Origin of the sequence: Nitrosomonas ureae (genome assembly GCF_001455205.1) — a bacterium.
GTDB lineage: Bacteria > Pseudomonadota > Gammaproteobacteria > Burkholderiales > Nitrosomonadaceae > Nitrosomonas > Nitrosomonas ureae.
Window position 1 is genome coordinate 968,841 of record NZ_CP013341.1, and the last position, 26,568, is coordinate 995,408.

Consider the following 26,568-nt stretch of genomic DNA (forward strand, 5'->3'; position numbering starts at 1 on the left):
TTTTTTTGCGATCCTGATTCACGATGCATTCAAAGTATTTTTTATTAGGGGGGTCATGTTTGAGTATTTGAAGAATATTAGCGAGTTATTAGCTCACTGGGCTACTGTTATTACTTTGATTGTACTGATTTGTAGTGTCTGTCTAGCTAGCAAACATTTGAAAGAGCTAAAAACTCAAAGACACTGGCAAAACTTCAATGAAATGAATGTTCGTTATGCAGAGTTACTTGGAAAAATTCCCGAGAAAATAAAACTAGGTTCCTGTTCGATTGAATCTGATGATCTAGAAATCAAAATTTGGATACGGCAATACTTTGACCTTTATTCTGAGGAGTACTGGTTAAACGAAAAAAAACTTCTTCCGGAGGAAATGTGGAAAGGTCGAATTCGTCCAGGCGTTGTCCTGAACCTAAAGGAATATCCAATTCTAGAACATGGTTATATTTACTGGAAAAACAAAGGGGCATTTAATCATCCTAAAAATTTTCATAATGTAGTTCAGTAGTGTCCGGCAATTTAGTTGAATAGATTCAGTTGGTTGTTGTTATGGTGAGTGATCATTTGCATCTCAGTATTTTTAAGTAATTGATCTAGGTTAGTTTTCTCGAAAAGAGTTAGGCTCAGGATTTGTAGGATTGTGTAAAGTGAAGTCTCGGTATTGAGTCGCTTTTTTACGATGGCAACCAAGACATAAACCGAGATGGCAATCCATATCTGTGTCTTGACTGCGTTTTCAGTGGTTCCGTAGAATTGCTTGATACGAAGATGTTGTTTGATCCACTTGAAGAATAGTTCGATCTGCCAGCGACAACGATAAAGCTGAGCGATGGTCAGTGCAGGTAAATCGAAGTTGTTGGTTAGAAATACCAGATGCTTGTCGTGTTCGGCATCATAGAACTTAATACGTCGTAGGTGCTGCGGGTAATCCTTGCTGGCCTTCGTAGCGGTCAATGCAATGGTCTGATCGCATCGCAGTCCCGTGGATTTGTCCACTGAGTGAGAGTAGACACGGCGAAAAAGGAGACTGGATTTAGCGCGCGTTACAAAAAATGCTTGTGCTTGATGCATAGTGAACCAGCGAGCAAAGTCGGTAAAGCCCCGATCCATGATGTAAAAGCTGCCAGCTTCGGGGATCAGGAAATCGAGCACATTGACTTCGTGCATCTTGCCGTCGCTGATATGGATGAACGTTGGAATGTTGCCGCGTAGATCAAGCAGTGTATGCATCTTGACGGCAGCTTTGGTCTGACGAAAGCGCGCCCATGGAAAGACGCTCAAACACAGATCGATGGTCGTGGTATCGAGTGCATAGACTGTCTGTTCCAACTCCACCGCTAAGCTATCGCTGGAGTAAAGCTTTCTGGCGATCTGGATCAAGCTCATCGCGAAATCCATGTAGATGCGACAATCGCGCTGCTCGTTGGCATCGGCCAACGTACTCTTGGCGATGTTGCCTCGTATGCCCAAGTGATAAAGCTTAGCTTGGTGAGCGCGCAGACAGGTTTCGATGTTGCGCAGACTCTCGCGGTAAGTCAGCTGCGCGAAAGCCATGCAAAGAAATTGATCGAGATGCGAAAGAGTCTTGGTGGGATATTTGGAAGGGTAACGCTGTACACAGCGGCGGAATGTGTGAAGGGGCAAGTAATCCATGAGTTGTGCGAATACCAATTTGCCTGAATGCATGATAAGAAGCCACGTAGGGAAACCTCCAGTTTCGCAAAAAATTCACTTTCAAATCGGTGACACCCCCAAACATACCATTTCATTCTACAGATCAATCTGTTATACAATCATCTTGGGTAAATTGCCGGACACTACTGAATGTAGTTGATGAGGATATTCAGAACGCAAACGAGCAAGGTAAGACGCAATGTCATTGCGCTAACTGACCGAAGCCCAATCAAAGTAACATAAGATAATTTATATTTTACTTTTAGAGAGTAAAGTAATATAAAGGATTTTATATGTTACTTTCCGCATGCAAATGACATGACGATACATCTCGAGCAGTATCAATCCGGGCAATATCAAAAAGGCTATGAATATCGTTATTTCTTGCCTTCCAGTATCAATGACGAATGGGTATGGCAAACGCCGCAGATAAATCTGCTACTGGAAAAAGCTGCTGTCAAACTCGGAGAGTTGAATTCGTTTGCGCGCTTAGTGCCCAATGCAGATTTATTTATTCAGTTGCATGTCACTAAGGAGGCGGTGGTATCCAGCCGCATCGAGGGAACACAAACCAACATGCGCGAGGCGGTGCTGCCGGAATCGGAAATCTTGCCCGAGCATCGCAATGATTGGCGCGAGGTGCAGAATTACACGCAAGCACTTAATCAGGCGATCAGCGATCTGCAAACACTGCCTTTATCTTCGCGGCTGTTGAAACAAACGCATGCTACTTTGCTACAAAGTGTGCGTAGCGAGTATAAGACGCCCGGCGAGTTCCGTACCAGTCAGAACTGGATAGGCGGTCATAGCTTGGCGGATGCCGCATTCATTCCACCACACCATCAACATGTTAATGAATTAATGGGAGATCTGGAACATTTTCTGCATAACCACGATATTCATGTTCCAGCGCTAATTCGTATCGCAATTGCGCATTATCAGTTTGAAACCATACATCCGTTTCTGGATGGCAACGGACGTATTGGACGTTTACTAATTACCTTGTTTCTGGTGAGCGAGGGGATTCTGGATAAACCTTTGCTTTATCTCTCTAGCTATTTTGAGAAGAACAAGGGGCTGTATTATGACAATTTGATGGTGGTGCGCGAGAAAAACGATATGTTGCAGTGGCTTAAGTATTTTTTGGTGGGGGTGGAGCAAACGGCGACATTGGCGGTAAGTACCTTATCCAACATCATTGCCTTGAAAGTTAGATTGGAGCAGGGCCTACAACTCAAGCTCGGACGCAGGGCTGTGAGCGCGCAACGCTTGCTCAATGCCTTGTTCATACAGCCTGCTACCAGCGTTGAAACCGTCCAAAAAATATGCGACATCAGCTACAAGGCTGCCAATGAACTGGTTGCCCAGATGCGCGCGCATGGAATTTTGCAGGAAATTACCGGGCAAACCCGTAACCGGGTGTTTATTTTTGCTGAGTATTTGGAGATTTTTGACAATTAAATTTGACTATTTGTTTTAACTGCTTGAATCAGCGGAGTCACTTCAAAGATTGGAATGAGAACGGCATCAAGAACCATTATCATTTATTATCAATAACTTGCTATTGTATTCTTGTTATGTAATTCTTATAATACAAACCGTATGGATTAAATAGCATACTACGCTTATTTGTTTGCCTTATTGAAGTTTTTTAGACAAAAAATACAGTGCCTGTCCGTAATCCAATAAATAATCGAGGGAGAATTCCTATGAAAGGCAATACTAAAATTATCGATACCCTGAACAATCTTTTGGCAGGTGAGCTGACGGCAATGGATCAATATTTCACGCATTCACGGATGTATGAAGATTGGGGATTCAGCAAACTCTATGAGCGCATTGATCATGAAATGGATGATGAGAAACAGCATGCAGACCATTTGATCAAACGAATTCTGTTTCTTGAGGGCGTGCCTGCTGTAGGTAATCGCAGCCCGCTGAGGATTGGCAGTAACGTGAAGGAAATGCTGCAAAACGATTTGGATCTGGAGCGCGCCGTGATAGTTTCATTACGAAATGCCATTGTTACTTGTGAGCAGGAGCAGGATTTCCAGACGCGGGAAATTCTTGTTGGTATGCTGACTGAAACCGAGGAAGATCATGCATATTGGCTGGAAAAACAGCTGGGACTGATAGGAAAAATAGGGTTGCAGAATTACCTGCAGTCTCAGATGTGACAGTTAGCCCAGTCTAAATGCTACAGGAAGATTTTTCCTGCAGCATTTTGCTATGTTTTTTCATTCTTGGCTTGATCGATTTCCGGTATCGGTCTCTGCGCCTCCGTTGGCGCGATATTCATGACTAAAATCGTGTCAACGAAACTGAACTGTTATGCCAAGTAAAATAATAGTCTTAAGCTCAGTGGATGTAGTTTCACTTAATTCAAACTGTTCATATCTTCTTGATATTTAGCCTTGCATTGTTCACCCTTGCCGCCTAAATCCAGTACGCCGGTAGTTCTCATGCATTCATTATATTCAAACAAAATATCATTCTTTTTTTGTGCGACGTCCAATGAAGCTGAGAGCTGCTTAACTTGTTGAACGACATTTTTTAAACCGGTGTCCGATGCGGCGCTCAAGCCTTCTATTTTTTCTTTGGTTGCATCCAGTCTAAGCAGGGATTCTTGATTGATTTTTTTAGCCTGCGCAGCGAAAGCATGGTTGGCTCTATTGGAGTAATTTCTTAATTCATCCACATTTTGTTGCGTGATATCGGCCAATTTCGTTTGGTAATTATTGAGCTCATCCTGAACAAAAGTATTGATGGCTTCTTTAAAGCCCTCCAAAGAACCGTCAATTTCTTCCTTGAATGTTTGCATTTTCTTTTCAACCAGCACTTTGACATCGCCATCCAGTTTTTTCACAATGGTGTCCGAGATTTTCTCCACCGGCGGGCGTGAATCGATTATTTCGGTTTTGGCATCGGTTAAGCTGGATTTGAGATCGTCTGCAAGCAACTTCTGCTTGTCGTTGATTTGCTCGAGCGCATTTTTTTCATTCTCCGCAACCAGCCAGGAAATCAGTACTAGTTCCTTTTTCTTTTGCTGATCCAGGCCGTGGATCATTTCATCCAAAATACTCCCGGCTGCTTCCTTATCCGCAACACTTTTCATATGCGTCAAGTTGGCGGAATCCAATAAGTTCTGCAAATTACCTTGAATCTCGCTGATATTGGCATCCGCCCGGCTTAATATCAGTGACTGGCGGTAGAATTCATAGGGCAAATAAATCAGAGCCAGAGCAGCACATATCACGGAAGCCACCGTTTTCCAGCGCTTGTGTTGGATATAAAAACTCAGCCCAAGAAATACTAGCGCAAGAATGAAAATCGGCATCAAAATTTGCGCTATTTCCAGCCAACCTCTTTCTATCAACGTTTCAATCGAAACAAATTTCAACATCTTGGTAATAAACTCGTTCATCAATGACTCCCCATATGACGAAAAAAATGCAATTAAATGTAACCGCTATCTTAGAATACCGATAATTTATCATGGTATAGCCGGTTGATTGTATAAACTTTAGCTTTCAGCATCACCAACCCATTGGGTGTATGACCGTGATCAACATTAAATCTCGATAGACTAGGAAATAAAGTGCAAACAGCCTATATCAGTCATTCCGATTGTCTTAAGCATGATCAGGGCGGGTATCACCCGGAGAGTCCGCAGCGATTGATCGCAATCGAAAATGAATTAAGTGCCAGCGGCTTGCTGGCAAAGTTACAGCGTTATGATGCGCCGCTGGCAACCACAGAACAATTGGCGCGTGTACATAAACCGGACTACATTGAAAGCATCCGACAGATAGCTCCAGACGCCGGATGGATTGCGCTGGATGCGGATACCGCGATGAATCCCTTTTCGCTGAATGCTGCATTACGTGCGGCGGGAGCGGTTGTGCTGGCGACGGATTTGGTTCTAACGAACCCAGTCAATAATGCATTTTGCGCTGTGCGCCCACCGGGTCATCACGCGGAATCGGGTCGTGCCATGGGCTTCTGCTTGTTCAATAATGTCGCAATCGGGGTGGCACATGCGCTTGAACACCACCATTTGCAACGTGTTGCGATTCTGGATTTTGATGTGCATCATGGCAATGGCAGTGAAGAAATTTTCTCAGACAATCAGCATGTTATGTTGTGCTCCACTTTCCAGCACCCCTTCTATCCCTATAGCGGTGCCAATAGCGGTAGTGATCGCATGGTCAATGTGCCTCTACGGCGTGACGCCGATGGTGCGGTTTTCCGGAAGGCAGTGAGCGAGTCTTGGCTACCGGCATTGGATCGATTCAAGCCGGAAATGATTTTTATCTCCGCAGGATTTGATGCGCACCGGGATGACGATATGTCGCAAGTATATCTGAGTGACGACGATTATGTCTGGATCACGCAGCAGATTAGAGCGATTGCGGATCAGTATTCCCAGGGTCGTATTGTATCCGTTCTGGAAGGCGGTTATGAATTGCATTCATTGGCTCGCTGTGTGGTGGCGCATATACGGATGTTACATGCGGAAGAAATGTAGGGCGAGTAGTAATTTTATCGCGTAAACGTCCATTCACATTGCTCGGATCACTTCGGTTGATGCATGATTCTGATACTATGGAAGCAGGAGCCAGTGATTGAGATTGAATTGTATTAATCATTCATGCACGAGATTCCGGTAAATCGTGACTGGATCACAATCAATCGGATCCGTTTCGGATGTTATTCAGGCACACCCTGAAGAATTAGCGTTATGCTCACCACAATGTATTTACAAATCTTTCAGTGTTACTTCACCACGGTACGAGTACTATGATTAAGCATTGTGTTTCCTGCGGCGTGTCGTGAAACCAAGTAATCCCAATCCAGTAAGCAATATGGTATAAATTTCCGGCTTTGGCACAGTCCTTATTTCGGTTTTTACATCGAAGCTATTATCGCTACTATGAAAAATACCGAGGTTTTCCGTAACCGTGCCAAGCAGCTTAAAATTAACCTCGCCTAATGATTTTATATCACTATGGTATTGATTTTCCGTAGGAATAAACGTCCCGACAGTGAAGGTTTTGAAGTGTGTAATATTATTAATTATCGCATCCTGATTGCTAATGAAAGAAATGTGCTGAGCTGGTCGAGATGAAAAATTCACATTAGAAATGACCGTTTGTAAATAAATAATACTCGGTGTATTAAAACTGGCTGGATGTAGATTCGAACCAAGAAGAACCGGCGCATCATCGGATAGAAGCATTGCCTGCAATCGAAAGCTTGTTGCCGAAACTGTATCAGCCATGATGCAATGAGCACTGATTAATACAGCAAACATTGTGCATGAAATTACAGTGTTCTTAGTCACAACATTTTCCCCAGCGCATTTATGAATGAAATAATTCAAAAAGCTTTTATTTACCTTTCTAGGTGTGTCTATCTTTTTGATGATCTATAAATATTTTTATGAAGTTACAAATACACATAGGCGCTAACAGTAGCATTTCACTATTGCTTAGTGCTGTGATAAAAATCACATCCGAAAATTGCTAATGGAATTTTCTGAAAGTGTTCGAAAGATTCTGATGAATCTCCCTGATACTTTTGATAAAGGTGCGTTTCTTCTGCTATCCCCAATTTCTATGGATAACTTTGTGGATAACTTCTTTAATTGACGAGCTAACCCACAATTTACCATGGGTTTCTCTTAAATTGATGAATAAATTAACACTTTCATTATAGATAATTTATCAAATAGTTATGGGATATTTCGCGGCTTGACATGAAGTTATTTTCGATAGCCACTGTATCTTGTCTAAATTGTGGATGATTCAGAGTGTCAAGAAAAAATTGAATGCACTGACGAGTGCGCACATTTTCAAGGAAAAGAAAAGCCTTTTCCAGCAAGGGCGATAGAATCACCCTGATGGATAATAGCCGGATCACTTTTAGAGAAATTCTACCGGAGGCTTATGGATTATGTCCTCAACCAAGCGAGTCTTGGAATGGGTGAGGGAACATACATATTAAGACAGCGGTATCGTTAAAAATGACTGTACCATCGAAACTATGCGTGATTGCTTGTGAGCGTGGAAATAGCTGCAGGGTAAGGAAATTCTGAGAATTTGCACCTGTCATTCCGAATGCTGTGAGGAGTCTCTAACAATTAATAGAATAGATTTTCCGCATTGTTCCAAATGACATTTATTCAGCGCTTCCTCAAGTTTGATAGGACGATCGCCTATCTATTGCTATGAGTGAGTAAACTTTAACTATTGTTAGTTAACACACAGACAAAATCAGATCTGATCTTTCAAAATGAAATCGCAAAGCATTAGATGCTTCTGATTAAAGATAACACAGATTGCGGTATAGAGATAATGAATATATGGTTTTGAATAGATGGATTGAAGCTTATCACTTGATATTCTAAAATCGGCTTATAATAGATTGATTTACATACTTTTGTGTTCATTCAAGGGGAAACGATATGCTCGTGACTTTTACAACTGATGCGCATGCCAACATCACCATGTTTGGGGATGTTGCCCTTATCTTGCTGAGAATGATGGGACACAGCAAGACTGTACCGGGGGCTATTCTGGCTGCGGATGTTCCCATGGCGTTGAACCGGTTAAAAACTGCTATAAATGCAGAAAAAGCATTGCCACCGGTTGAAGGTAGAGGTGAAGGCGAGGAAGAGGATCAACCGGCAGTTAGCATTGCTGACAGAGCGTTGCCCCTAATTAACCTATTGACCGCAGCAGCAGAAGCTGAATGTGACGTCATGTGGAAATAAACTTATCGTTAATCAGGCGGTAGCTGATATCGCCAAAGCAGAGGAGTTAAAAACTGGTTTATAAACACATAGGTTATTGCTGATAATATTAGCCATAACTTATTGATTGATCTATCAGAGAAACAGAAAGAATGAAAGAAGAAATTAAACAAAGATTACAAAAGAATGAAATCTGGCAGCGTGGGCTCTATATGCTATTTTTCATTTTCATCTATGGGGTTTCAAAATTTGTGGTCATAGGCGTCATGTTATTTCAATTTCTTACGATTATCGTGACCGGTAACGTCAATGAACAATTACTGAGATTTGGACAGAATCTTAGTACGTATCTTTATCAAGTTACATTATTTTTAACCTATAACAGTGAACAACGCCCATTTCCATTCAGCGCTTGGCCAGACGGTGTGCCTAATCATAAAATTAATTATCTGGATGAATAAATAGGCAGATATCATCTAGCTGTGGTCTTCTAAAAGATATAGCAATTTGGAAAAACTTTGAACAAGTGTCATTTCGAGAGTGGCGGAAAGTAATTTTTTAAGCTTCCTCATTTACTATGTTCGGAATGTGGGTAACTTCATAGGTAATATGAATCTCATCTTGAAAGAAGAATTTCCACATAAGGCTGGCATTTCTCGAATTACTGCCTTATTTGTAATGAAGTTTCTTCTGTTACGCACAGTTTCTGTGGATAACTTTGTGAACAAGTCTTTATTTAACTGGCTAACTTAAATATTTTTAAAGGTTTTTATTGAATTGATTAATAAGTGAACATCTTTAATTATATTATATCTATCATGATGTTATGATGAAATTTTCCACCTTGACGTGAAGATATTCTGAGTGTCCATCGTGACTCGTAGAAATTGTGGATGATTCAGAATGTCAAGAAAAATATTACACTTACTAAAAAGCGCTCATTCAAGCTGAAATTGAACAAAATATATACCTCGACAAACTCCATGAGACAAGCATGTCAGCCTTGCAAGACCTGCTGGTTATAGTATGCATCCCTAACAACTAACAATGTGAGAAAAAGACATCTACTTTGAGGAGCTGATATTGGCAGCCTACATTGTTATCGATAATGACAACGCTGACAATTCCATTGCTGTGGCACAATTCTTTAATCTAGGCAAGGAGGTTAAATTAGAATTCACAATATCAAGGGGGAAGGTAGTTTCAATTTTCCCCGCAGACCTTACAAAATATCTAACCATATGATTTTATAGTTAAAATTTAAGTAATAATGTCATATACTTCTAGCCATTTTCAGATTAATCCAAGAATGCGACAAACGCGTATTGAGTAAGCGGGATGGTAGCTCATGTTGCCATGTTCTTCTGTTAAAATGATAGCAAAATTCGTTAAGATACTCCGATACCTTGGCGATACGCTGTGAAAGGTAACGAGCAAGAACATTTTAAGGTTACCAATAGCGATGTTGTGTACTCATGGTAACTATTCACCAGCCTAATGGGGAGTAGATTCTGAGTTGTGCCGATCTCTGCCAATGAAGGCAGAGTATCACTTTGCACGTATTGGTCAGGTGCAAGATGTCGTTTAACGAATTGCAATACCGTTTCTTGATTAATCCCTGAAACCATGCTGCATGGCAATGAAAACCAGCACACTTTTCCTGATTCTCAACGGCGGCCAGTATCGGCATTTTTCTTTTAACACCTCACTCCTGCTTTCCCCTGGTATGAGGCCCTCCAATCAGTGCATCATCAATTTCAATCAATTTGGGTAAACGATAATACTCTCACGGAGACCATAACAATGCGAAGCTTGCGTAACATCTGAATGGCGCTAATCCACGACACATTAATCTACCCGGACAAACACCACGCAGAGATACCGCCTTTGTCCGAAGCAACCTGATAAATTGCTCGAAACCATTTACCAAGCGACAGATTGGTAGAAAGAAACACCGTTCCTGCGGTCAGCGAAGTCGGGGTAGGGTTACATTCCCAGCAATGACGAGCGGGTAATCGCAAAACCGTGATCATGTCCGCAACATTGGCAACGAAAACCTTCCGCTCAGAGCCTGCTGGGCGAGTTCTTGTGCACAGAGTTCCCCCGTTTTATAACGCTGGGCCATTCCATTAAATTCATCTCTCATCCTTTCATGTTCCAGCCCCTTATCCTTCTGATCTTAATAAGAAAGGTAAAAATGACTGAAAATAGTTGATAGGCATATTTTCTATTGATCAATATTGCCGCGAAGATGAGATCGATTCGATCTGCCAACAGTTGTCGACCCTGTTTTAAGAATTTGCATGTCTGTCAGTAATTCGGAAATGAGTGGTTGCTCTATTCAACAAACAAAAACGGGAGCTCGAGCTCCCGTTTTGGATTAAATCTGAATTCAGAATTATGCTGCCAATCTTTTTTTGCGACGCGTCATAAATCCAATCAAGCCTAAACCTGCTAACAGCATGGCGTAGGTTTCTGGTTCTGGAACTGGTGAAGTTGCAACATACCAAGCGGAATCGCCATTACTGCCTATTCCTTGCACGTGTAATGCCAATTCTCCATTGAAGCCAGGTAGTGTAGCAGATCCTAAGCCACCCACATGCCAAGTAACCGATTCAAGACCGGTCAGCTTGTCATTTTTTGGATTGATCATATCGTATCTAAAATCAAATATACCAGTTGGCCCTCCACCATTCTGCAGGTTAACTGCGGTTACGCCGCCACCTGCAACAGTAGAAATAGAGGTTGGTTTTACTCCGTCCACAGCCATTGATCCAATAAATGAACTGGAACCAAAGATAGTATTTAAATCTAAAGCGGTGAGAGTAAATGTCCAATTTCCACTACCATTATCGGTAATTTCCAGATCTGCAAAATATGGATTGGTTGGCCCATTTCCGGCTAGTAACTGTCCAAATTGATAAGACGCTGCTTGAACGGCTCCTCCACAAAGTAGAAAGCCAGTGATTATCATCGATGTCGTAAATTTGCGTAAAGTCATTTCGATAGGTCCTTAAAAAGTTTGTCTGACTTGCTTGTTCTCTTTTTGTTTCTGGATTTAAAAATTTAATAATTTAAGTTTGAGTAACTTTCGGTTTTACCGAGTGCCAATACTATCCATCGTCATTTGTCTTCGCAATGGGAAATCAATACTTGTTCGTTAGTGCATTTGTACTACCTATTACTAGTACGTCGGACGCTATAGACTATACGTATAACCAACAAGAGACCGTGCGAAGAATAAATACCGAGACAGTAGGCAGCAAGAGGGCACTGTATTGAATGAACTGGCCGAGGCTTGTTTGGAATAATTGAAAGATTTATTCTTCATGATTTTTTCATGGAACAATATGATCCATATAACGTAGAAAAATACATCAATCTTTTATCTTTTCAGGCTGTAAAAAACAATCATCGCCAAGGGATATCGCAAATCTTTGTAATTTTCAATAAAAAACATCGCAATCAAATTTCCACCTCGTAAAATAACCCAAAATATATGGTGGAAAAATTTTGCCAAAAGCAGATGGCTCTTGTGTAAGAGTTTATATACAGATAAATACAAATCTTACGCTCACATTTTAACCACCCGCCACTGTCATACGATTGATCAGTACCGAACCGCACTGTTTTGACCCTCGTACAATGACATCATCACCGACTGCAAGAATTCCCTGAAACATGTTTTTCAAATTACCCGCGATGGTGATTTCCTCCACCGGATGACTGATTACACCGCTTTCCACCCAGAATCCGGATGCTCCGCGCGAGTAATCCCCGGTAACTGCATTGATGCCATGCCCGAGCAATTCCGTGACCAGCAGGCCGGTACCCATTTTCTGCAGCAAAGCATCAAAACTTGACCCAGCGTCGTCTCGCATGATCAGGTTATGCGAGCCACCAGCATTGCCGGTAGTACGCAAACCCAGTTTGCGAGCGGAATAGCTACTTAGGAAATATCCTTGTACAACACCATTTTCCACTATATTCCGCTCAACCGTTGTGACGCCATCATCGTCGAATGCACAGCTGGATAAGCCTTTGTTTAAATAAGGTAATTCAAGAATATGAATATGAGGCGCAAAAACCTGCTGACCGATACTGTTCAGCAGGAAAGAAGATTGGCGATACAAATTGCCACCGCTTACGGCAGAAGCAAAGTGTCCGATCAGACTGGAAGCGATCGGAGCTTCAAACAATACCGGCACTTCACAGGTATCGATTTTTCTTGCTCCCAAGCGCGCTGCGCTACGCTTACCCGCTTTTCGCCCGATGCTTTCCACCGTCTCCAGATCCATGGCATCGCGCGCGATGCCATACCAGTAATCGCGTTGCTTACTGTCGCCATGCTCGGCGATCATAGCGCAACTGATGCTGTGACGTGAAAGCGGATATCCACCCATGAAACCCAGACTATTGGCATAGATGAATTGCGATTCACTGACTGAGATTGACGCACCTTCGGAATTGGCGATGCGCTTATCTGCGGCATAACCTGCTTGTTCGCAGGTTCGTGCCAGCTCAATAGCTTCTTCAACCGAGATTTGCCAAGGAAAATATAAATCCAAATCAGGATAATCTTTGGCCAGCAATTCCGCTTCCGCCAGCCCTGCGCAGTCATCGTTCGCGGTGTAACGAGCGATTGACAACGCCGCTGCAACCGTATCGCTGATGGCTTGCGGGGAAAAATCGGAAGTACTGGCATGGCCGCGCTTTTGTCCCATATAGACGGTCACGGACAATCCCTTGTCGCGATTGTATTCAATCGTTTCCACAGCACCCTGACGCACGGTGACGGTTTGACCAAAACCATCGGAGACATTGGTTTCGCAAGCAGTCGCGCCACCTTTTCTCGCATGTGCCAGAATATCCTGGCTAATTTGCTGCAGGGTGCTGATAGGATATGAAAATCGGGTTTCAGAGATGGTTAAATTATTCATGGCGTGCACTATAAACGAAAATATTAGCGAATTTCGAGTGAGATAAAGCGCTATGATAACAGCTTATTGATACCGCATTACATAGGTTGCCGTGCAAAAAGAGCTGGAAAACGAGATCGAACAAGACATCGCGCCAAGCAAAACGAAGCGCAAGAAAGATATGCATGCATTGCAGGAAATCGGCGAGCAACTGGTAGAGCTGGATCCCAGGAAGCTGACTGAATTTGATTTACCGGAAATTTTGAGCGATGCGATTCGGCAAGCCCGGAGCATGCAGAAACACGGTGCACGCCGACGCCAATTGCAATATATCGGCCGCTTGATGCGTGAAGTCGATGCGCTGCCGATCCAGCAGAAACTCGATTCCTGGCGTCAGGTATCGATACACCAAACTGCCCGGTTGCACCAGCTGGAACGTTGGCGCGAACGCCTATTGAGCGATGAACACGCACTTACTGAATTTGCGCAGCAATATCCGGCTGCTGATTTGCAGCCCCTGAGATCGCTGATCCGTAATGCACACAAGGAAAAAGTCGCTGGCAAACCACCTAAAAGTTTCCGCTTGTTGTTTCAGGAATTGCAGGAAATTACTGCAGGGCATTGATCAGACTAATTGTTTTTATTGCGTGTGCGATCATCATTACTCAAATTAGTTTTCTAGGAAGTATCTGATTCTATTTGACCACAATAGCGTTAATTGGTGTATCTGTGACGAAGAGCATCTTCCCTAAGAATGGGATAATATTATGATCTATATGTAAAATATTTAATAATAGATAACTAAACTTACCTATAAAGCTATAATCATTTCTACTAAATCAATGTATCCATTTATGGCCATACTATCAATATCTTGCTTATGATTAGCAACATCTGGATTGCAGATTTTCTTTTGCACTAAATTTCTTAGTGTTATAATTAAAAGCTTTTGTTGTGCCTGCGCCCGTTAATGGGTGAAAAATAATTTTTTTGTTTATCACTAACTACTAACCAAGAGGTTACGCCTATATATGACAACTATTAAAGTTAAGGAAAATGAGCCATTTGAAGTTGCAATGCGACGCTTTAAACGTTCTATCGAGAAAACAGGAATACTAACAGAGCTACGCGCTCGTGAGTTTTATGAAAAACCAACTGCAGAACGAAAACGTAAACTTGCAGCAGCTGTGAAACGTAACTACAAGCGTTTGCGCAGTCAATTGCTACCACCCAAACTTTATTAAGTGATTTATAGTCAGAATAATAGATTTGAAAGTAGCTAAAACGGTTTTTAGCTATGTTTGAATGAACATTAGAGTCGAAGAATAATATCAGGCTCGCTCATTATGGTCATCGATTTAAAGCAGAAAATTACCGAAGATATGAAAATTGCGATGCGTGCAGGCAATACTAAGCAACGTGACGCTATTCGTTTATTGCAAGCCGCTATCAAACAAAAAGAAGTTGATGAGCGCATAATACTTGACGATTCGGGAGTCATAGCCATTATCGAAAAAATGCTCAAGCAACGTAAGGATTCAATTACTCAGTACGAAGCAGCGCAGAGATTTGATCTTGCCAATAATGAAAAGGATGAGGTTTTGGTTCTTAGTGCATATATGCCAAAACCTTTTAATGAGTCTGAAATAAATACTCTAATCTCTGAAGCAATAGTGGAAATTGGCGCAGTAAGTATGCAGGATATGGGAAAAGTAATCGCAATACTAAAACCAAAGCTTGCCGGACGTGCCGATATGGCCAAAGTATCTATATTGATTAAAGAAAAAATGTCGATCTGATGTTATCCACCTGAAGATTCTGCTTGTTGTAATTTTAGTTGGGATAATTTCTTTTAGTTGCTTGCGGGATGTATTATTTCTTGATAAATGATTCCACAAACTTTTATTCATGACCTGCTTAATCGTGCGGATATTGTCGATACGATTGATCGCCATGTATCACTTAAGAAAGCAGGTGCCAATTATGTTGCGTGCTGCCCGTTTCATAATGAAAAAACGCCCTCATTTACAGTCAGTCAATCTAAACAATTTTACCATTGCTTTGGTTGTGGTGCGCATGGCAGTGCCATCCACTTTCTCATGGAATACAGTGGATTGAGCTTTGTTGAAGCAGTACGCGATTTAGCAGTTTCTGTTGGAATGCAAGTGCCAATTCAGCCAGCAGGAACACCTTCCAATTCAGTCGTCCGTAATGATTTTGAGTATTTAGCAAATGACCACTATACTGATGATCCGGCGATATCTTCTCAAGATCTTTTAAATGTAATACAAATTGCCACGCGTTTTTATCGAGAGCAATTAAAAAATTCCGAAAAAGCTATTGCTTATCTTAAAAAACGTGGCTTGTCGGGTGAATTAGCAGCACGATTTGCTATTGGCTATGCACCAGCTGGCTGGCAGAATCTGCAAACTGTTTTTTCTGATTACAAATCAGAAAAAACCCGTAATCTATTAGTGCAAGCCGGATTAGTCATTGTGGGAGATGAAAATAAGCAATACGACAGATTCAGAAATCGTATTATGTTTCCAATTCTTAATCAGAAAGGCCAGATCATAGGTTTTGGCGGACGGGTATTAGACGATGAAGAGCCCAAATATCTGAATTCTCCAGAGACAATTTTATTTGAGAAAGGGCGCGAATTATACAATCTTTTTTCTGCGCGTCGCGCTATTCGTGAGGTAAATTGTGCACTTGTTGTAGAAGGATACATGGATGTCATATCGCTTACACAACATGGGATTGATTATACAGTAGCTTCCTTGGGCACATCCATAACCAGTTTTCATCTACAAAAGCTATTGCGTCAGACTGATCAAATCATTTTTTGTTTTGATGGAGATAAAGCCGGTAGAAAAGCTGCTTGGCGGGCTCTTGAAAATAGTCTTACGCTACTTTCAGATGGTAAGTTACTGAGCTTTCTTTTTTTACCTGAAGGAACAGATCCCGACAGTTATATAAAACAAAATGGAAGAAAATCTTTTGAACAGCTACTGAAACAGTCAATACCCTTATCAGAATTTCTATTTAAGGAATTATGTTCAAAAATTGACATCCAAACCAGCGAGGGTCGTGCCAAACTAATAAATGATGCCAAGCCGTTATTGCAGCAAGTAACCGCAGCAGCGCTTTCGTTGATGTTATTGAAACGCTTGGCAGAGCTCAGTAACATTGATCAACCTGAATTAGAAGAAAAATTGCAAATAAAGCCATCCTCCAAGAAGCATGTAACAAGGAAAGCAGCACCCAAACAACTGGCTACACCTTATCGTCGGCTAATTATGATGCTGTTGCACAATCCGAATTATATCAATAGGCTAAATAGAAACTGGTTTTCAGAGGAAAAAGAAAATTCAAAAGAAATAACTGCACTAAAAGCGCTGATTGAACTTTTTGACAAAAATCCTCACTTGATTAATAGTGAATTACCAACTTCAACAATATTTGCTTATTTACACGACAGCTCACATAGAACATTGTTTGAAAATATCGAAAGTGAAACTTTAAAATGGGATGATGCAATTGATTTGGAAGCAGAATTTTTAGGTACGTTAGAAAAGCTACAGCAGGCGCAACGCGAGAAACGTATCACAGAATTATATAGCAAGCCTTTAAGCATGCTGACTAATGATGAAAAACGGGAACTACAACAACTAGCAATGCGATGAAGCAGGTTTAGAAAGTGTCAGTAGCAAGGAACTTTGCTATAATTCGACTTTTTCAGCCATAAATCATCCATATTATTGGGAATCCAATATGTCAAAAACAAGAACAACAGGAACATCCAAGCCTAAAGATACCGAAAATGAAGTTATCAGTAAATTATCCACAAAAAAAACAAAGAATATCGATAAAGAAATGGCAGAAAAGAAAGTAAAAATGACTGTAAAAAAAGCAACAGATAAAACGATCCCAGCAGAAATATCTGCTAAAGCCACCTCAGTTATCGTTGAAAGTTCTCAAGAGATAATGGATGAAAATTCTGGCGGCCTGAGTGAAATCAAGAAAACCAGGGGAAGAATTCCCAGAAAGAACAAAACAAACATAAGTAAAGATCAGGTTGATAAAATTAATTCTGCCTCGATTATCCAAAGCAGCAATTCACAGCCTCAGGATATTGAAGCGCGCCGCATGCGCTTGAAAATACTTATTGGATTAGGGAAAGAGCGCGGATATCTCACCTACGCGGAAATCAATGATCATTTGCCTGATGATATGCTGGACGCAGAGCAAATTGAAGGTATCATCAGCATGATCAATGATATGGGCATATCAGTGCATGATGAAGCACCGGATGTGGAAACCTTGTTAATGTCCGATGCAGCAACCACGGTAGCTGATGAGGATGTCGCGGAAGAAGCAGAAGCTGCACTTTCAACAGTTGACTCCGAATTTGGACGCACGACCGATCCAGTGCGCATGTATATGCGCGAAATGGGCTCAGTAGGCTTACTCACTCGTGAAAGTGAAATTGAAATCGCAAAACGTATCGAGGGCGGACTACGCCACATGATTCAAGCTATTTCAGCCTGTCCCCCAATTATTGCAAAAATAGTTGATTTGGCTGCTGAAGTTGAGAAAGAGACTATGCGCATCGATGAAGTTGTCGATGGATTATTAGACGCGAATGCACAAGATATTATCAATGAAGAATTATCAGAAGAAGCTATCGAGCAAGAGCTTGCTTCCAACGAGCTCGCCGAGGATGAGGATGGGGATGAAGACAGCGACGGTGCAGCCATTGCCAGCGCTGATCTGTTAAAACTTAAAGCGGATGCGCTTGAACGTTTTGCAGTAATTCGCCAAATGCACAACGAAATGCAGACATTACTTGAAAGCGATGGACCTTATCATCTGGGCTATATTGAGTTACAAGATAAAATTTCGTCTGAATTGATGGCCATTCGATTTTCTGCAAAAATGGTGGAAAAGCTTTGTGACACTCAACGCGAATTAGTTGGCGATGTGCGTAACTATGAACGTAAAATAATGGACTTATGCGTATCTAAAGCAAAAATGCCAAGAAACCACTTTATCAAGACTTTCCCTGGGAATGAAACAAATCTTGATTGGATCGCGCAAGAAATCAAAGTGGGAAAACCCTATAGTCAAGCACTCGAGCATTACAAGCCCGCAATTCTTGAAGAGCAACACAATTTACTGGCACTTAGAAGTAAAATTGGAATTCCAATAAAGGATTTGAAAGAAATCAATCGCAAGATGTCTACCGGTGAAGCAAAAGCCCGTCGTGCCAAGCGCGAAATGACGGAAGCAAATTTACGCTTGGTAATTTCAATTGCCAAGAAATATACCAATCGTGGATTACAATTTCTTGATTTAATTCAAGAAGGTAATATTGGTTTAATGAAGGCAGTGGATAAATTTGAATATCGGCGTGGTTACAAATTTTCAACTTATGCAACATGGTGGATACGTCAAGCAATTACCCGTTCAATTGCCGATCAGGCACGCACTATACGAATACCAGTGCATATGATTGAAACAATCAATAAAATGAATCGTATCTCACGACAGATACTGCAGGAAACAGGGCAAGAACCTGAGCCGGCTGTACTCGCACAGAAAATGGAAATGCCCGAAGAAAAAATTCGTAAAATTCTTAAAATTTCCAAAGAACCGATTTCTATGGAAACACCGATTGGCGATGATGAAGACTCACATCTCGGTGACTTTATCGAAGATGCGGCTACGATGGCACCGGCCGATGCAGCCGTCTATGCCAGTTTGCGTGGTGTTACAAAAGATATATTAGACTCATTAACACCACGCGAAGCCAAGGTGTTACGTATGCGTTTCGGCATAGAAATGAATACCGATCATACTCTGGAAGAAGTCGGAAAACAGTTCGATGTTACTCGTGAGCGCATTCGTCAGATTGAAGCCAAAGCGTTGAGGAAGTTACGTCACCCTGCCCGCTCTGAGCGCCTCCGTAGCTTCTTAGATACTGGGAGCAGTTAAAAATAGGGGTCTGTAGCTCAGTTGGTTAGAGCAGGGGACTCATAATCCCTTGGTCGCTGGTTCGAGTCCAGCCAGACCCACCAATAAATCAAGAGGTTAGAGTGTTTCTCTAACCTCTTTTTTCTTAGGGTGTGTCAAATTTGTGCCAATAAAGACATTTGAAACCAGTTTGGCATGCTGTAAAAGTTGGGGTTTTGATAGGTGAGCATACCCGCCTGACCATCTCTTCCGATTCCCAGCCGCCAAGCTCCTGTAACACATTCATGGGTGCACCTTGTTGGACTAACCAACTTGCCCATGTATGGCGCAGGTCATGCCATCTGAAATTATCTATTCCGGCCCGTTTCGAAGCATTTCTCTATGCGCTGGTATTTGCCTAAGAAATTGAGCGACCTTTACAAATAAATACTCTGCTTGGATGCCTGCCACTTTGCCGAAATAGAACAGCCAAAGCTATTGAATTTAGCGGCACATGGATTGCCTTTCTTGCTTTTTCCTGATCAGGATGAACCCATGCAGCCTTGCGCTCCAGATCAACCTGGCTCCATTCCATGTTGATTACGTTTGATTGTCTTAATCCAGCTGATAAAGCAAAAATAACCATATCCTGTTGATGAGCGGGTAATTCCTTAAGAAGCATTTTCACCTGTTCAGGGGTTAACCAACGTACTCGATGTTCAGGTTCCGGAAATAATCTAATTTTCGGAACCTTGTCAGTCCACTCCCAGTCATAGCATGCCTTGAGCAAAATTGCCCGTATCAGCGCTAAATGCCGATTAGCAGTTGATGGTCTAGTTTCTTTGGCCTTGGTAAGTGCAATATGATCTATCAGCATCCGATCAATCTCATTCAATAGCTTTTTACGTAAAAACTGATGTAGCCATCGTAATTTCTCCTTGTCGCGTTCATGCGTTGCTTTGTGCTGTGTTTCTAACAAAAACTTGCATGCCGCTTCATCCCAAGTTCGCTTTTGCTTATTCCCCAGTCTTACAACGCGCCAGGATTCCGCTTTTAACTTACCGTGGAATTCTTGCGCCTGGGTTTTATCTTCAGTTGCAGCAGAGCATCTAACTCGTTCGCCGCTTGGTGTAGTGAATTTATTCATAGTTATTGAACTTGCGTATTAGCAATTTCGTGGATAAACCACTACGGATTATTTTCGGATTTTGTACCCTGTTTTCAGCATTCGCAATGTGCACCACGATACCGCCAGGAACCATGCCACCAGAATCCCAAGGCTGAGGTAAGGTGAAACATCCGAGGCGCGAAAGAAGCCGTAGCGAAACCCGTCTACCATGTAGAAAAACGGATTCATATACGATAATTCTCGCCAGAATGGAGGCAACGAGGGGATCGTATAGAAAACCCCCGATAAAAACGTCAGTGGCAGGACAATAAAGTTTTGCAACGCAGCAAGCTGCTCAAATTTTTCCGCCCAGATTCCCGCAATGATGCCTAAGGCGCCCAGTAACGCAGTGCCCATCAAGGCAAATGCGAATACCCATGCGAACGAGTACAGGGGAAGTTCAAAAAACGCCAGCGTCACCAAGTAGATACCCAGTCCTACCATCAGACCACGAACTACCGATGCCAGTACATAAGCAGTGAATATTTCTTGGTAAGAAAGCGGCGATAACAGCATGAAGATGTGATTACCCGAGACCGTCGATTGAATTAGGCTTGATGAAGAGTTAGCGAAAGCGTTTTGCAACATAGCCATTATCACCAATCCCGGAATCAGAAAAACCGTGTAGGTTACACCGGGATATGCCTGCACCCGTTCTTCCAGCGCGTGAGAAAAAATCAACAGATAAAGCAAGGTGGACAGCATGGGTGCAAATACGGTCTGGAGACCGACTTTCCAGAATCGCAGCAGTTCCTTGTAGAGCAATGTAAGAAATCCATTCATACCGATGCAGATTCCAAATTCTCTGTTCCGTGCATGAGTTTTACGAACACTTCTTCCAGATCAGGTTGCAATATCTGCATATCCAGAATTTGGATCTGAGCCGCGTGTAATGCTGTCATCACATTTTCAAGCTGAGAGTATCCCTCGATCGCCAGAACGTGGTAGCCTTGGTCGTGGCTGATTGTCAGTAGCTGTAACGCTGTCGGCAGCGTATCGGTAGTTAGCCGCAGGCGTATCCGGTGTCCTGAAATGTTGCTGATGAGATTTCTGACGCTATCAAGCACAACGATACTGCCATTTTTGAGCATTGCCACGCGGTTGCATAAAGTCTCTGCTTCTTCGAGATAATGCGTAGTGAGTACAATGGTATGACCGTTGCGGTTTAATTGCGTGATGAAACGCCAAAGGGCTTTGCGCAATTCCACATCTACGCCTGCGGTGGGTTCATCCAAAACGATTACCTGGGGCTTGTGGACCAATGCTTGCGCTACCAGTACGCGCCGCTTCATGCCGCCGGACAGCAAACGCATGTTGGTATCTGCTTTATCGGCAAGGTCGAGATGGTGGATTATCTCGTCTATCCAGCCGTTATTTTTTTTCATACCGAAATAGCCGGATTGAAACACAAGTGTTTCCCGAACGGTAAAGAACGGATCAAATACCAACTCCTGCGGCACCACGCCCAGCATGCGACGTGCTTCACGGTATCCGGTGACGACATCATGCCCCATTATCCTGACACTGCCGCTGCTGGCAAGGGCAAGACCTGCGATGATATTGATCAGCGTCGTCTTTCCCGCTCCATTGGGACCAAGCAAAGCAAAGAATTCGCCGGCGTTGATTTCGAGATCAACGCCGCATAAGGTATGCAATGTGCCGAAACGCTTGTGCACCTGCTTGATTTCGATTGCCGGCGTCATGGAGAAAGTTCCTTTTTAGGTGGAGAAATGACAATTGCGTATCGCCCGGCTATACGGCTTTTGGACGCATCTGCCACGCAAGCTGCCGCTCCGCGAATCATGGCAACGCTCGGATCCTTATAAGTTCTGACGGAATCCCGCTGGTCGAGAACGAAGGTGAGTTTCATTGTGCAGAGTGATCATTCCGTTATTGGGAATGGGCCTCAACATGGCCATTCCTTGCCGGCGCCTGCGTTGTTTGCATGGGTTTACGAAATTCGTCGAGTAGCCGGGCTGAGGTGTTTTGCGAGAAATAATTGCTCAGGTATTGATCGAAAGGGATCTCATCCGTGGCCTCGAGCTGTTTCTGTTGCGCCAGCGATGCTTTGACCTGGAGATCAAAATTCCTCTTTATTGCTGCATCCAGCGCGGCATTCCTGAAATAACGGGTGTAATCCTGGGACTTCTGCAATACCAGCTCGGTAATTGACATCTTTTGCGCGCGCATGACTGTCAGCATCCTTGCTGAAGCTGTCAACTCGGGATGACGAATTTTTTCGATCTGCAGGTGCAATGCGCAGGTGTAGGGGATATCGGCATTGCCGTTATCCAGGATCTCGCAGATTTCCTGCATCTGCTCACACAGCATCAGGGCCCACTGCCGCAGCGGGACTTCACGCCTGTTGTCCAGCAGCTTAAGCTTTGGGTCCCTGCCGCGATTAGCCACCAACAATGCGTTATTGCTGATCTCGGTATGCTGCTTCAAGTCATGCCATGAATTGGACTGGAACAAACAGAAAAGACTTAGCGCCTCAAGAAAACGCGTGGTTTCGAGCGCAATGCCCGCAGGTTCAAACACATCAACATCCACGGAGCGTATTTCAACATATTGAATCCCTCGGCTTCCCAGCGCCTGCAGCGGCCTCTCTCCAGATCGCGTCGGCTGTTTCGGTCGCACCGAAGTGTAATACTCATTCTCGATTTGCAAGAAATTGGTATTCAATTGCCGGTACTCGTTGCCTGCCTTAATCCCGATTTTTTCATACCCAAGATAAGGTATCATCGTTGCCTTGCTCAAATCCCGTATGTATTCCTCGAGGCTGTTGAAGGAAATATGAAACATTGATTGAACGGGATTCAAATAGCCTATCTCGCTCATCCTCAACGAGGTGGCAAAGGGTTTATAGCAGGAAGTCTCGTCAAATTCCTGTAACGTACGGGAATAAACAGAATTGCGGCTATCCAGGAAATTCTTGCTCACTGCCGGGGACGAGCCGAATAAATATAGGATAAGCCAGCCATAACGCTGCAGGTTTCTGATCATTCTCATATAAGCCTGCGTCGTGAAGGATTGCAGATCGCTGGCACTTTTCATGAAATGCTGGTATTGCAGCCAGAATGCTTCAGGAAGCGAGTAGTTGAAATGGATCCCGGCGATGGCCTGCATACAGCGGCCATAGCGATAGCTTAAGCCCTGTCTGTAGATGTGCTTCATCCTCCCGACATTGGATGAACCATATTCGGCGATGGGAATGGCCGGGTCCCGCAAATCGCCGACAGGCATACTGCCCGCCAGCAATAATTCGTCATCGATATTGGCGCAGACATATTTATGCAAGTCCGTCAAGGAATCCAGCATTTCTGTTTCATCTGATAATGCTGGCGTGATCAACTCAAGTAAGGCTTCAGAATAATCAGTTGTAATACTCTGATGAGTCAACGCGGCTCCAAGCTGAACCGGATGAGGTGACAATGATATTGATCCCTCCCGGTTAATTCGGAGGCTTTCTTTCTCGATGCCTTTCAAGCCATGAATTAATAACGGCCGAAGAGATTCGTCGATAGTTGTTGTACGCTCGCTGCAAGATAATTGTTTTGACATTTATTCTTCCCGATATTGCTTGCATTAAACAAGTAGCCAAAGTATAGGCTTGGAAGCGGACAGCGTGTAGTCTGCTGATTCGGTTATCATAGTTCTGTTTTTGGAACGATGAGAGGTGCAATAGCAGAAATCGATCCGTTGCGCAGGTTCCGGTAGCTTTCTTAGTCCTCATGCAGCATCTCGAAACGCTGTGCGAGAAAATCGATCAATGCCCGCACGGATGGCAGAAGACCGCGCCGGGACGGAAACACCGCATGAATGATTTCCTGGCAAGGTGCCCAGTCCGGCACAAGCCTGATGAGTGTGCCAGCCGCCAGCTGATCCCGTGCTATGACCATCGGCAGCTGCACTACACCCACACCGGCCACCGCGGCATCTCTCAGCGCAATCATGTCCGTCGTCACGAAGCGTGGCGTGTGATGAAGCGTAACGTTTGCACCATCTGGCCCAAGCAGCGCCCAGGCGTGGATTTGTTGCAGGATCCCCAGGCCAAGGCTCGGCCAGTTGCTCAAAGTACCTGGTGCAGCAGGGAGGCCAAACCGATGGACAAGGACAGGACTGGCTACCAAACATTGGCCTCGATCAGCCAGAACACGCATAACCAGGTTACTGTCTTGCAGGGGCGGGGGTCGTACACGAAGGGCAACATCCACCGACTCACTGACCAAATCGACACGTCGGTTGGTCGCCTCCATCTGCACCGTGACGTGCGGATAGAGCACCATGAAATCGGCCAGCATTGCTCCCACATAAGCATTTACCAGCGGTATGGGGCATGTCATCCGGATTACACCCCGGGGTTCGGCTGTTAGTGTATCTATTGTTTCCTGAGCTCTTTCAGCTTCTACCAGCATCGCCTTGCAATGCATATAATAAGCCTCGCCGGCATCGGTAACTGCAAAGTGACGTGTCGAGCGTTGGATCAGGCGCACACCCAAGCGTTCTTCCAGCTTGGCGATGCGGCGGCTAAGCTTCGATTTCGGCATGCCCAAGGCCCGGCCTGCCGGAGCAAAGCCGCCATGATCCACGGCTTGGACGTAGTAGTAGAGATCATTCAGGTCTTGCATAGGAGCCACCTATTGTTTCAAAAATAGAACTCTGATAACTGAATCAGCAGACTACCACCTGTCCGCTTCCAGGTCTATACTCTAACCACTTGTTAATCGCAAGCAATATTTGCCAATTGTGCTAGCAAGCGGTTCCCTACAGAAAGAAGTGGTAGTGAGCTAACCAAAAGGAGTGCTGAAATGACAACAAAGTATCGAAGGTTGCAGCAATTATCCGAAAGCAGATATTCGTGCTTCCAACGTGCCGTCATCGCACGAATTAGCAATGTATAAGTTTGGCCTGCTCTGGATCTGCTTAGATTAGCACTATTCTGGAACGGGTTTCAAACCTTTGCCTGACAGGTGAGGTATTTGCAAGAGCGAATGGTGTAACGGGATTTATCCTCATTTGATATTTATGGAGAATGAAGCAAACGCCCATGGCACTATTGTCGGCATATCAGCACCATGCCTCTAATTGGCATCTCTCAACATTAAACCGCAATGCAGAAGGAGTTTTAAATGTCAGATCAATTAAATGTCGAGCGCACGTTGTACGGATTCTGGCTCTCGCCTTATATGTGCCAAGTTGCGCATGTCCTCTCGGAAACCGGTCTAGCTTATCAATATGAACGAGTGTCTCCGTTTCAAGGGAGCACGCTCACGCCAGAGCACATAGAACGAAATCCTCTTGGGAAAATTCCCACTCTTAGGGAGGTCAATGGTATTGATATTTCGGAAAGTCACGCAATCTGTCGTTATCTCGCGAGAATCTACCCAGAAGTACGAAAGTTTTATCCTATTGATGATCCAATGCTCTGTGCAGAGGTCGATGCCAAGAATGACTTCATCACTTTCTCCATAGCAGGTCCATTCTTCAACTGGTTTGTTGTCAGCGGATATTTTCCAAAAGCTTGGAAACTCAAGATTGAAAAAGAAGCACATATTTATAATCTATTTTCGGTCTTGCTGAGCAAATTGTGGTTATCCCGACTAGTTAATGGCTCAAGAATGGAGCCGTTCCTACTTGGCAAAGAACCTTTTCTGCCAGATTTTCAGTTGTTCTACACGCTCGAGCTTAGCCAGATGTTTTCTGAATTGTTCGAAATACCCGAGATGCATCTGTTCCGAGACGATCCAGCATTGCAGACGTTTTACGATGCTATGTGCGAGCGTCCTTCTACCCAAAAAATACTGGCGGCTAAAGAATTGGAACTGGATGTTACGAAGAAGGAACTCTACGGTGGGTTTGGTGCGGCCTATCTTGACAAGCATATCGACAGACGAACCCTTGGAGGACTATTCGGACGTGAAGTCTGATCTATACATATTGCGGATAATCTGACAACATTAATATCGTAGTTGCGCTTGGGATTTCAAGCGATGAGTATGTTTTATGGTGTGTTGAATTAAGGACAAACCGGGCAGTCCATTATTATGGCAGCAACAAATAGAACTGTCCGGTATTAATTAAATTTATCAATTTTACGA

Annotated in this window: 22 protein-coding genes, 1 tRNA gene and 2 pseudogenes; 13 read left to right on the forward strand and 12 right to left on the reverse strand. The window is 43.4% G+C overall.

What is annotated here, in order from left to right:
• Positions 1-55: 55 nt before the first annotated feature.
• Positions 56-505, forward strand: a complete 450-nt coding sequence (locus tag ATY38_RS04570; protein WP_143023444.1) for a hypothetical protein — start codon at positions 56-58, stop codon at positions 503-505.
• Between the two features lie 11 nt (positions 506-516).
• Here the strand turns inward: ATY38_RS04570 and ATY38_RS04575 are convergent, their stop codons facing one another.
• Positions 517-1,683: an IS4 family transposase gene (locus tag ATY38_RS04575; RefSeq protein WP_062558265.1), complete on the reverse strand. Its 1,167-nt coding sequence runs from the start codon at positions 1,681-1,683 to the stop codon at positions 517-519.
• Between the two features lie 306 nt (positions 1,684-1,989).
• Here ATY38_RS04575 and ATY38_RS04580 point away from each other — a divergent pair, with 306 nt between their 5' ends.
• Positions 1,990-3,132, forward strand: coding sequence for a Fic family protein (locus ATY38_RS04580; RefSeq protein WP_082632999.1), 1,143 nt, complete (start codon positions 1,990-1,992; stop codon positions 3,130-3,132).
• Positions 3,133-3,380: 248 nt separating this feature from the next.
• On the forward strand, positions 3,381-3,848 hold the full coding sequence (gene bfr / locus ATY38_RS04585; RefSeq protein ID WP_062558266.1) for a bacterioferritin: 468 nt from the start codon (positions 3,381-3,383) through the stop codon (positions 3,846-3,848).
• 200 nt (positions 3,849-4,048) lie between these two features.
• Here the strand turns inward: bfr and ATY38_RS04590 are convergent, their stop codons facing one another.
• Positions 4,049-5,095, reverse strand: coding sequence for a hypothetical protein (locus ATY38_RS04590; protein WP_062558267.1), 1,047 nt, complete (start codon positions 5,093-5,095; stop codon positions 4,049-4,051).
• 174 nt (positions 5,096-5,269) lie between these two features.
• Between ATY38_RS04590 and ATY38_RS04595 the strand changes: the two genes are divergently transcribed.
• The gene (locus ATY38_RS04595) at positions 5,270-6,199 is read left to right on the forward strand and encodes a histone deacetylase family protein (RefSeq protein WP_062558268.1); all 930 of its coding nucleotides are present in this window, start codon (positions 5,270-5,272) and stop codon (positions 6,197-6,199) included.
• Between the two features lie 276 nt (positions 6,200-6,475).
• On the opposite strand, the gene ATY38_RS04600 is transcribed toward ATY38_RS04595, so the two are convergent.
• Complete coding sequence (locus tag ATY38_RS04600) at positions 6,476-7,054, reverse strand: hypothetical protein (RefSeq protein ID WP_144429454.1); 579 nt, start codon at positions 7,052-7,054, stop codon at positions 6,476-6,478.
• Between the two features lie 1,083 nt (positions 7,055-8,137).
• On the opposite strand from ATY38_RS04600, the gene ATY38_RS04605 reads away from it, so the two are divergent.
• Positions 8,138-8,446, forward strand: a complete 309-nt coding sequence (locus ATY38_RS04605; protein WP_062558270.1) for a DUF1840 domain-containing protein — start codon at positions 8,138-8,140, stop codon at positions 8,444-8,446.
• A gap of 131 nt (positions 8,447-8,577) precedes the next feature.
• A complete protein-coding gene (locus ATY38_RS04610) occupies positions 8,578-8,886 on the forward strand; it encodes a DUF4389 domain-containing protein (protein WP_062558271.1) in 309 nt (102 codons plus the stop codon).
• Between the two features lie 812 nt (positions 8,887-9,698).
• Here the strand turns inward: ATY38_RS04610 and ATY38_RS15745 are convergent.
• The 3 genes and pseudogenes from ATY38_RS15745 to pmbA form a co-directional block, all read right to left on the reverse strand.
• Positions 9,699-10,564, reverse strand: a pseudogene (locus tag ATY38_RS15745) (IS1595 family transposase).
• Between the two features lie 259 nt (positions 10,565-10,823).
• Positions 10,824-11,426, reverse strand: coding sequence for an FxDxF family PEP-CTERM protein (locus tag ATY38_RS04615; RefSeq protein WP_062558272.1), 603 nt, complete (start codon positions 11,424-11,426; stop codon positions 10,824-10,826).
• 580 nt (positions 11,427-12,006) lie between these two features.
• Entirely contained in the window at positions 12,007-13,365 is a 1,359-nt protein-coding gene (pmbA, locus tag ATY38_RS04625; protein ID WP_062558274.1) for a metalloprotease PmbA, read from the reverse strand.
• 91 nt (positions 13,366-13,456) lie between these two features.
• Between pmbA and yjgA the strand changes: the two genes are divergently transcribed.
• From yjgA to ATY38_RS04655, 6 genes are all read left to right on the forward strand, one after another.
• A complete protein-coding gene (gene yjgA / locus ATY38_RS04630; RefSeq protein WP_062558275.1) occupies positions 13,457-13,969 on the forward strand; it encodes a ribosome biogenesis factor YjgA in 513 nt (170 codons plus the stop codon).
• 406 nt (positions 13,970-14,375) lie between these two features.
• Positions 14,376-14,588, forward strand: a complete 213-nt coding sequence (rpsU, locus tag ATY38_RS04635; protein ID WP_013648785.1) for a 30S ribosomal protein S21 — start codon at positions 14,376-14,378, stop codon at positions 14,586-14,588.
• Positions 14,589-14,696: 108 nt separating this feature from the next.
• Positions 14,697-15,143: a GatB/YqeY domain-containing protein gene (locus ATY38_RS04640; protein WP_062560096.1), complete on the forward strand. Its 447-nt coding sequence runs from the start codon at positions 14,697-14,699 to the stop codon at positions 15,141-15,143.
• Between the two features lie 87 nt (positions 15,144-15,230).
• Positions 15,231-17,030: a DNA primase gene (dnaG, locus tag ATY38_RS04645; RefSeq protein WP_062558276.1), complete on the forward strand. Its 1,800-nt coding sequence runs from the start codon at positions 15,231-15,233 to the stop codon at positions 17,028-17,030.
• Positions 17,031-17,118: 88 nt separating this feature from the next.
• Entirely contained in the window at positions 17,119-19,341 is a 2,223-nt protein-coding gene (rpoD, locus tag ATY38_RS04650) for an RNA polymerase sigma factor RpoD (protein WP_176492704.1), read from the forward strand.
• Positions 19,342-19,347: 6 nt separating this feature from the next.
• A tRNA-Ile gene (locus ATY38_RS04655) sits at positions 19,348-19,424 on the forward strand.
• Positions 19,425-19,437: 13 nt separating this feature from the next.
• On the opposite strand, the pseudogene ATY38_RS16915 reads toward ATY38_RS04655, so the two are convergent.
• The 6 genes and pseudogenes from ATY38_RS16915 to ATY38_RS04680 form a co-directional block, all read right to left on the reverse strand.
• Positions 19,438-20,446: pseudogene (locus ATY38_RS16915) on the reverse strand (tyrosine-type recombinase/integrase).
• Positions 20,447-20,494: 48 nt separating this feature from the next.
• A complete protein-coding gene (locus ATY38_RS04665) occupies positions 20,495-21,250 on the reverse strand; it encodes an ABC transporter permease (protein ID WP_062558277.1) in 756 nt (251 codons plus the stop codon).
• Positions 21,247-22,170 (reverse strand): ABC transporter ATP-binding protein, encoded by a 924-nt coding sequence (locus ATY38_RS04670; RefSeq protein WP_062558278.1) that lies wholly within the window; start codon positions 22,168-22,170, stop codon positions 21,247-21,249. The genes ATY38_RS04665 and ATY38_RS04670 overlap by 4 nt, the downstream gene beginning before the upstream one ends.
• Positions 22,167-22,337: a hypothetical protein gene (locus ATY38_RS16035; RefSeq protein ID WP_158441759.1), complete on the reverse strand. Its 171-nt coding sequence runs from the start codon at positions 22,335-22,337 to the stop codon at positions 22,167-22,169. Before ATY38_RS16035 ends, ATY38_RS04670 begins: the two co-directional genes overlap by 4 nt.
• A 20-nt stretch (positions 22,338-22,357) precedes the next feature.
• Positions 22,358-24,031 (reverse strand): glutamate--cysteine ligase, encoded by a 1,674-nt coding sequence (gshA, locus tag ATY38_RS04675; protein WP_062558279.1) that lies wholly within the window; start codon positions 24,029-24,031, stop codon positions 22,358-22,360.
• A gap of 161 nt (positions 24,032-24,192) precedes the next feature.
• Positions 24,193-25,098, reverse strand: a complete 906-nt coding sequence (locus ATY38_RS04680; protein WP_062558280.1) for a LysR family transcriptional regulator — start codon at positions 25,096-25,098, stop codon at positions 24,193-24,195.
• A gap of 501 nt (positions 25,099-25,599) precedes the next feature.
• Between ATY38_RS04680 and ATY38_RS04685 the strand changes: the two genes are divergently transcribed.
• A complete protein-coding gene (locus ATY38_RS04685) occupies positions 25,600-26,397 on the forward strand; it encodes a glutathione S-transferase family protein (protein ID WP_062558281.1) in 798 nt (265 codons plus the stop codon).
• Positions 26,398-26,568: the final 171 nt, after the last annotated feature.

What these genes read in the sequence shown, in the direction of transcription:
- gshA (WP_062558279.1), bottom strand. Translation starts at nt 24,031, where the DNA reads ATGTCAAAACAATTATCTTGCAGCGAGCGTACAACAACTATCGACGAA.
- rpoD (WP_176492704.1), top strand. Translation starts at nt 17,119, where the DNA reads ATGTCAAAAACAAGAACAACAGGAACATCCAAGCCTAAAGATACCGAA.
- ATY38_RS16035 (WP_158441759.1), bottom strand. Translation starts at nt 22,337, where the DNA reads ATGAAACTCACCTTCGTTCTCGACCAGCGGGATTCCGTCAGAACTTAT.
- ATY38_RS04575 (WP_062558265.1), bottom strand. Translation starts at nt 1,683, where the DNA reads ATGCATTCAGGCAAATTGGTATTCGCACAACTCATGGATTACTTGCCC.
- ATY38_RS04570 (WP_143023444.1), top strand. Translation starts at nt 56, where the DNA reads ATGTTTGAGTATTTGAAGAATATTAGCGAGTTATTAGCTCACTGGGCT.
- rpsU (WP_013648785.1), top strand. Translation starts at nt 14,376, where the DNA reads ATGACAACTATTAAAGTTAAGGAAAATGAGCCATTTGAAGTTGCAATG.
- ATY38_RS04680 (WP_062558280.1), bottom strand. Translation starts at nt 25,098, where the DNA reads ATGCAAGACCTGAATGATCTCTACTACTACGTCCAAGCCGTGGATCAT.
- bfr (WP_062558266.1), top strand. Translation starts at nt 3,381, where the DNA reads ATGAAAGGCAATACTAAAATTATCGATACCCTGAACAATCTTTTGGCA.
- ATY38_RS04605 (WP_062558270.1), top strand. Translation starts at nt 8,138, where the DNA reads ATGCTCGTGACTTTTACAACTGATGCGCATGCCAACATCACCATGTTT.
- ATY38_RS04610 (WP_062558271.1), top strand. Translation starts at nt 8,578, where the DNA reads ATGAAAGAAGAAATTAAACAAAGATTACAAAAGAATGAAATCTGGCAG.
- pmbA (WP_062558274.1), bottom strand. Translation starts at nt 13,365, where the DNA reads ATGAATAATTTAACCATCTCTGAAACCCGATTTTCATATCCTATCAGC.
- ATY38_RS04670 (WP_062558278.1), bottom strand. Translation starts at nt 22,170, where the DNA reads ATGACGCCGGCAATCGAAATCAAGCAGGTGCACAAGCGTTTCGGCACA.
- ATY38_RS04665 (WP_062558277.1), bottom strand. Translation starts at nt 21,250, where the DNA reads ATGAATGGATTTCTTACATTGCTCTACAAGGAACTGCTGCGATTCTGG.
- ATY38_RS04615 (WP_062558272.1), bottom strand. Translation starts at nt 11,426, where the DNA reads ATGACTTTACGCAAATTTACGACATCGATGATAATCACTGGCTTTCTA.
- ATY38_RS04685 (WP_062558281.1), top strand. Translation starts at nt 25,600, where the DNA reads ATGTCAGATCAATTAAATGTCGAGCGCACGTTGTACGGATTCTGGCTC.
- ATY38_RS04590 (WP_062558267.1), bottom strand. Translation starts at nt 5,095, where the DNA reads ATGAACGAGTTTATTACCAAGATGTTGAAATTTGTTTCGATTGAAACG.
- dnaG (WP_062558276.1), top strand. Translation starts at nt 15,231, where the DNA reads ATGATTCCACAAACTTTTATTCATGACCTGCTTAATCGTGCGGATATT.
- ATY38_RS04580 (WP_082632999.1), top strand. Translation starts at nt 1,990, where the DNA reads ATGACGATACATCTCGAGCAGTATCAATCCGGGCAATATCAAAAAGGC.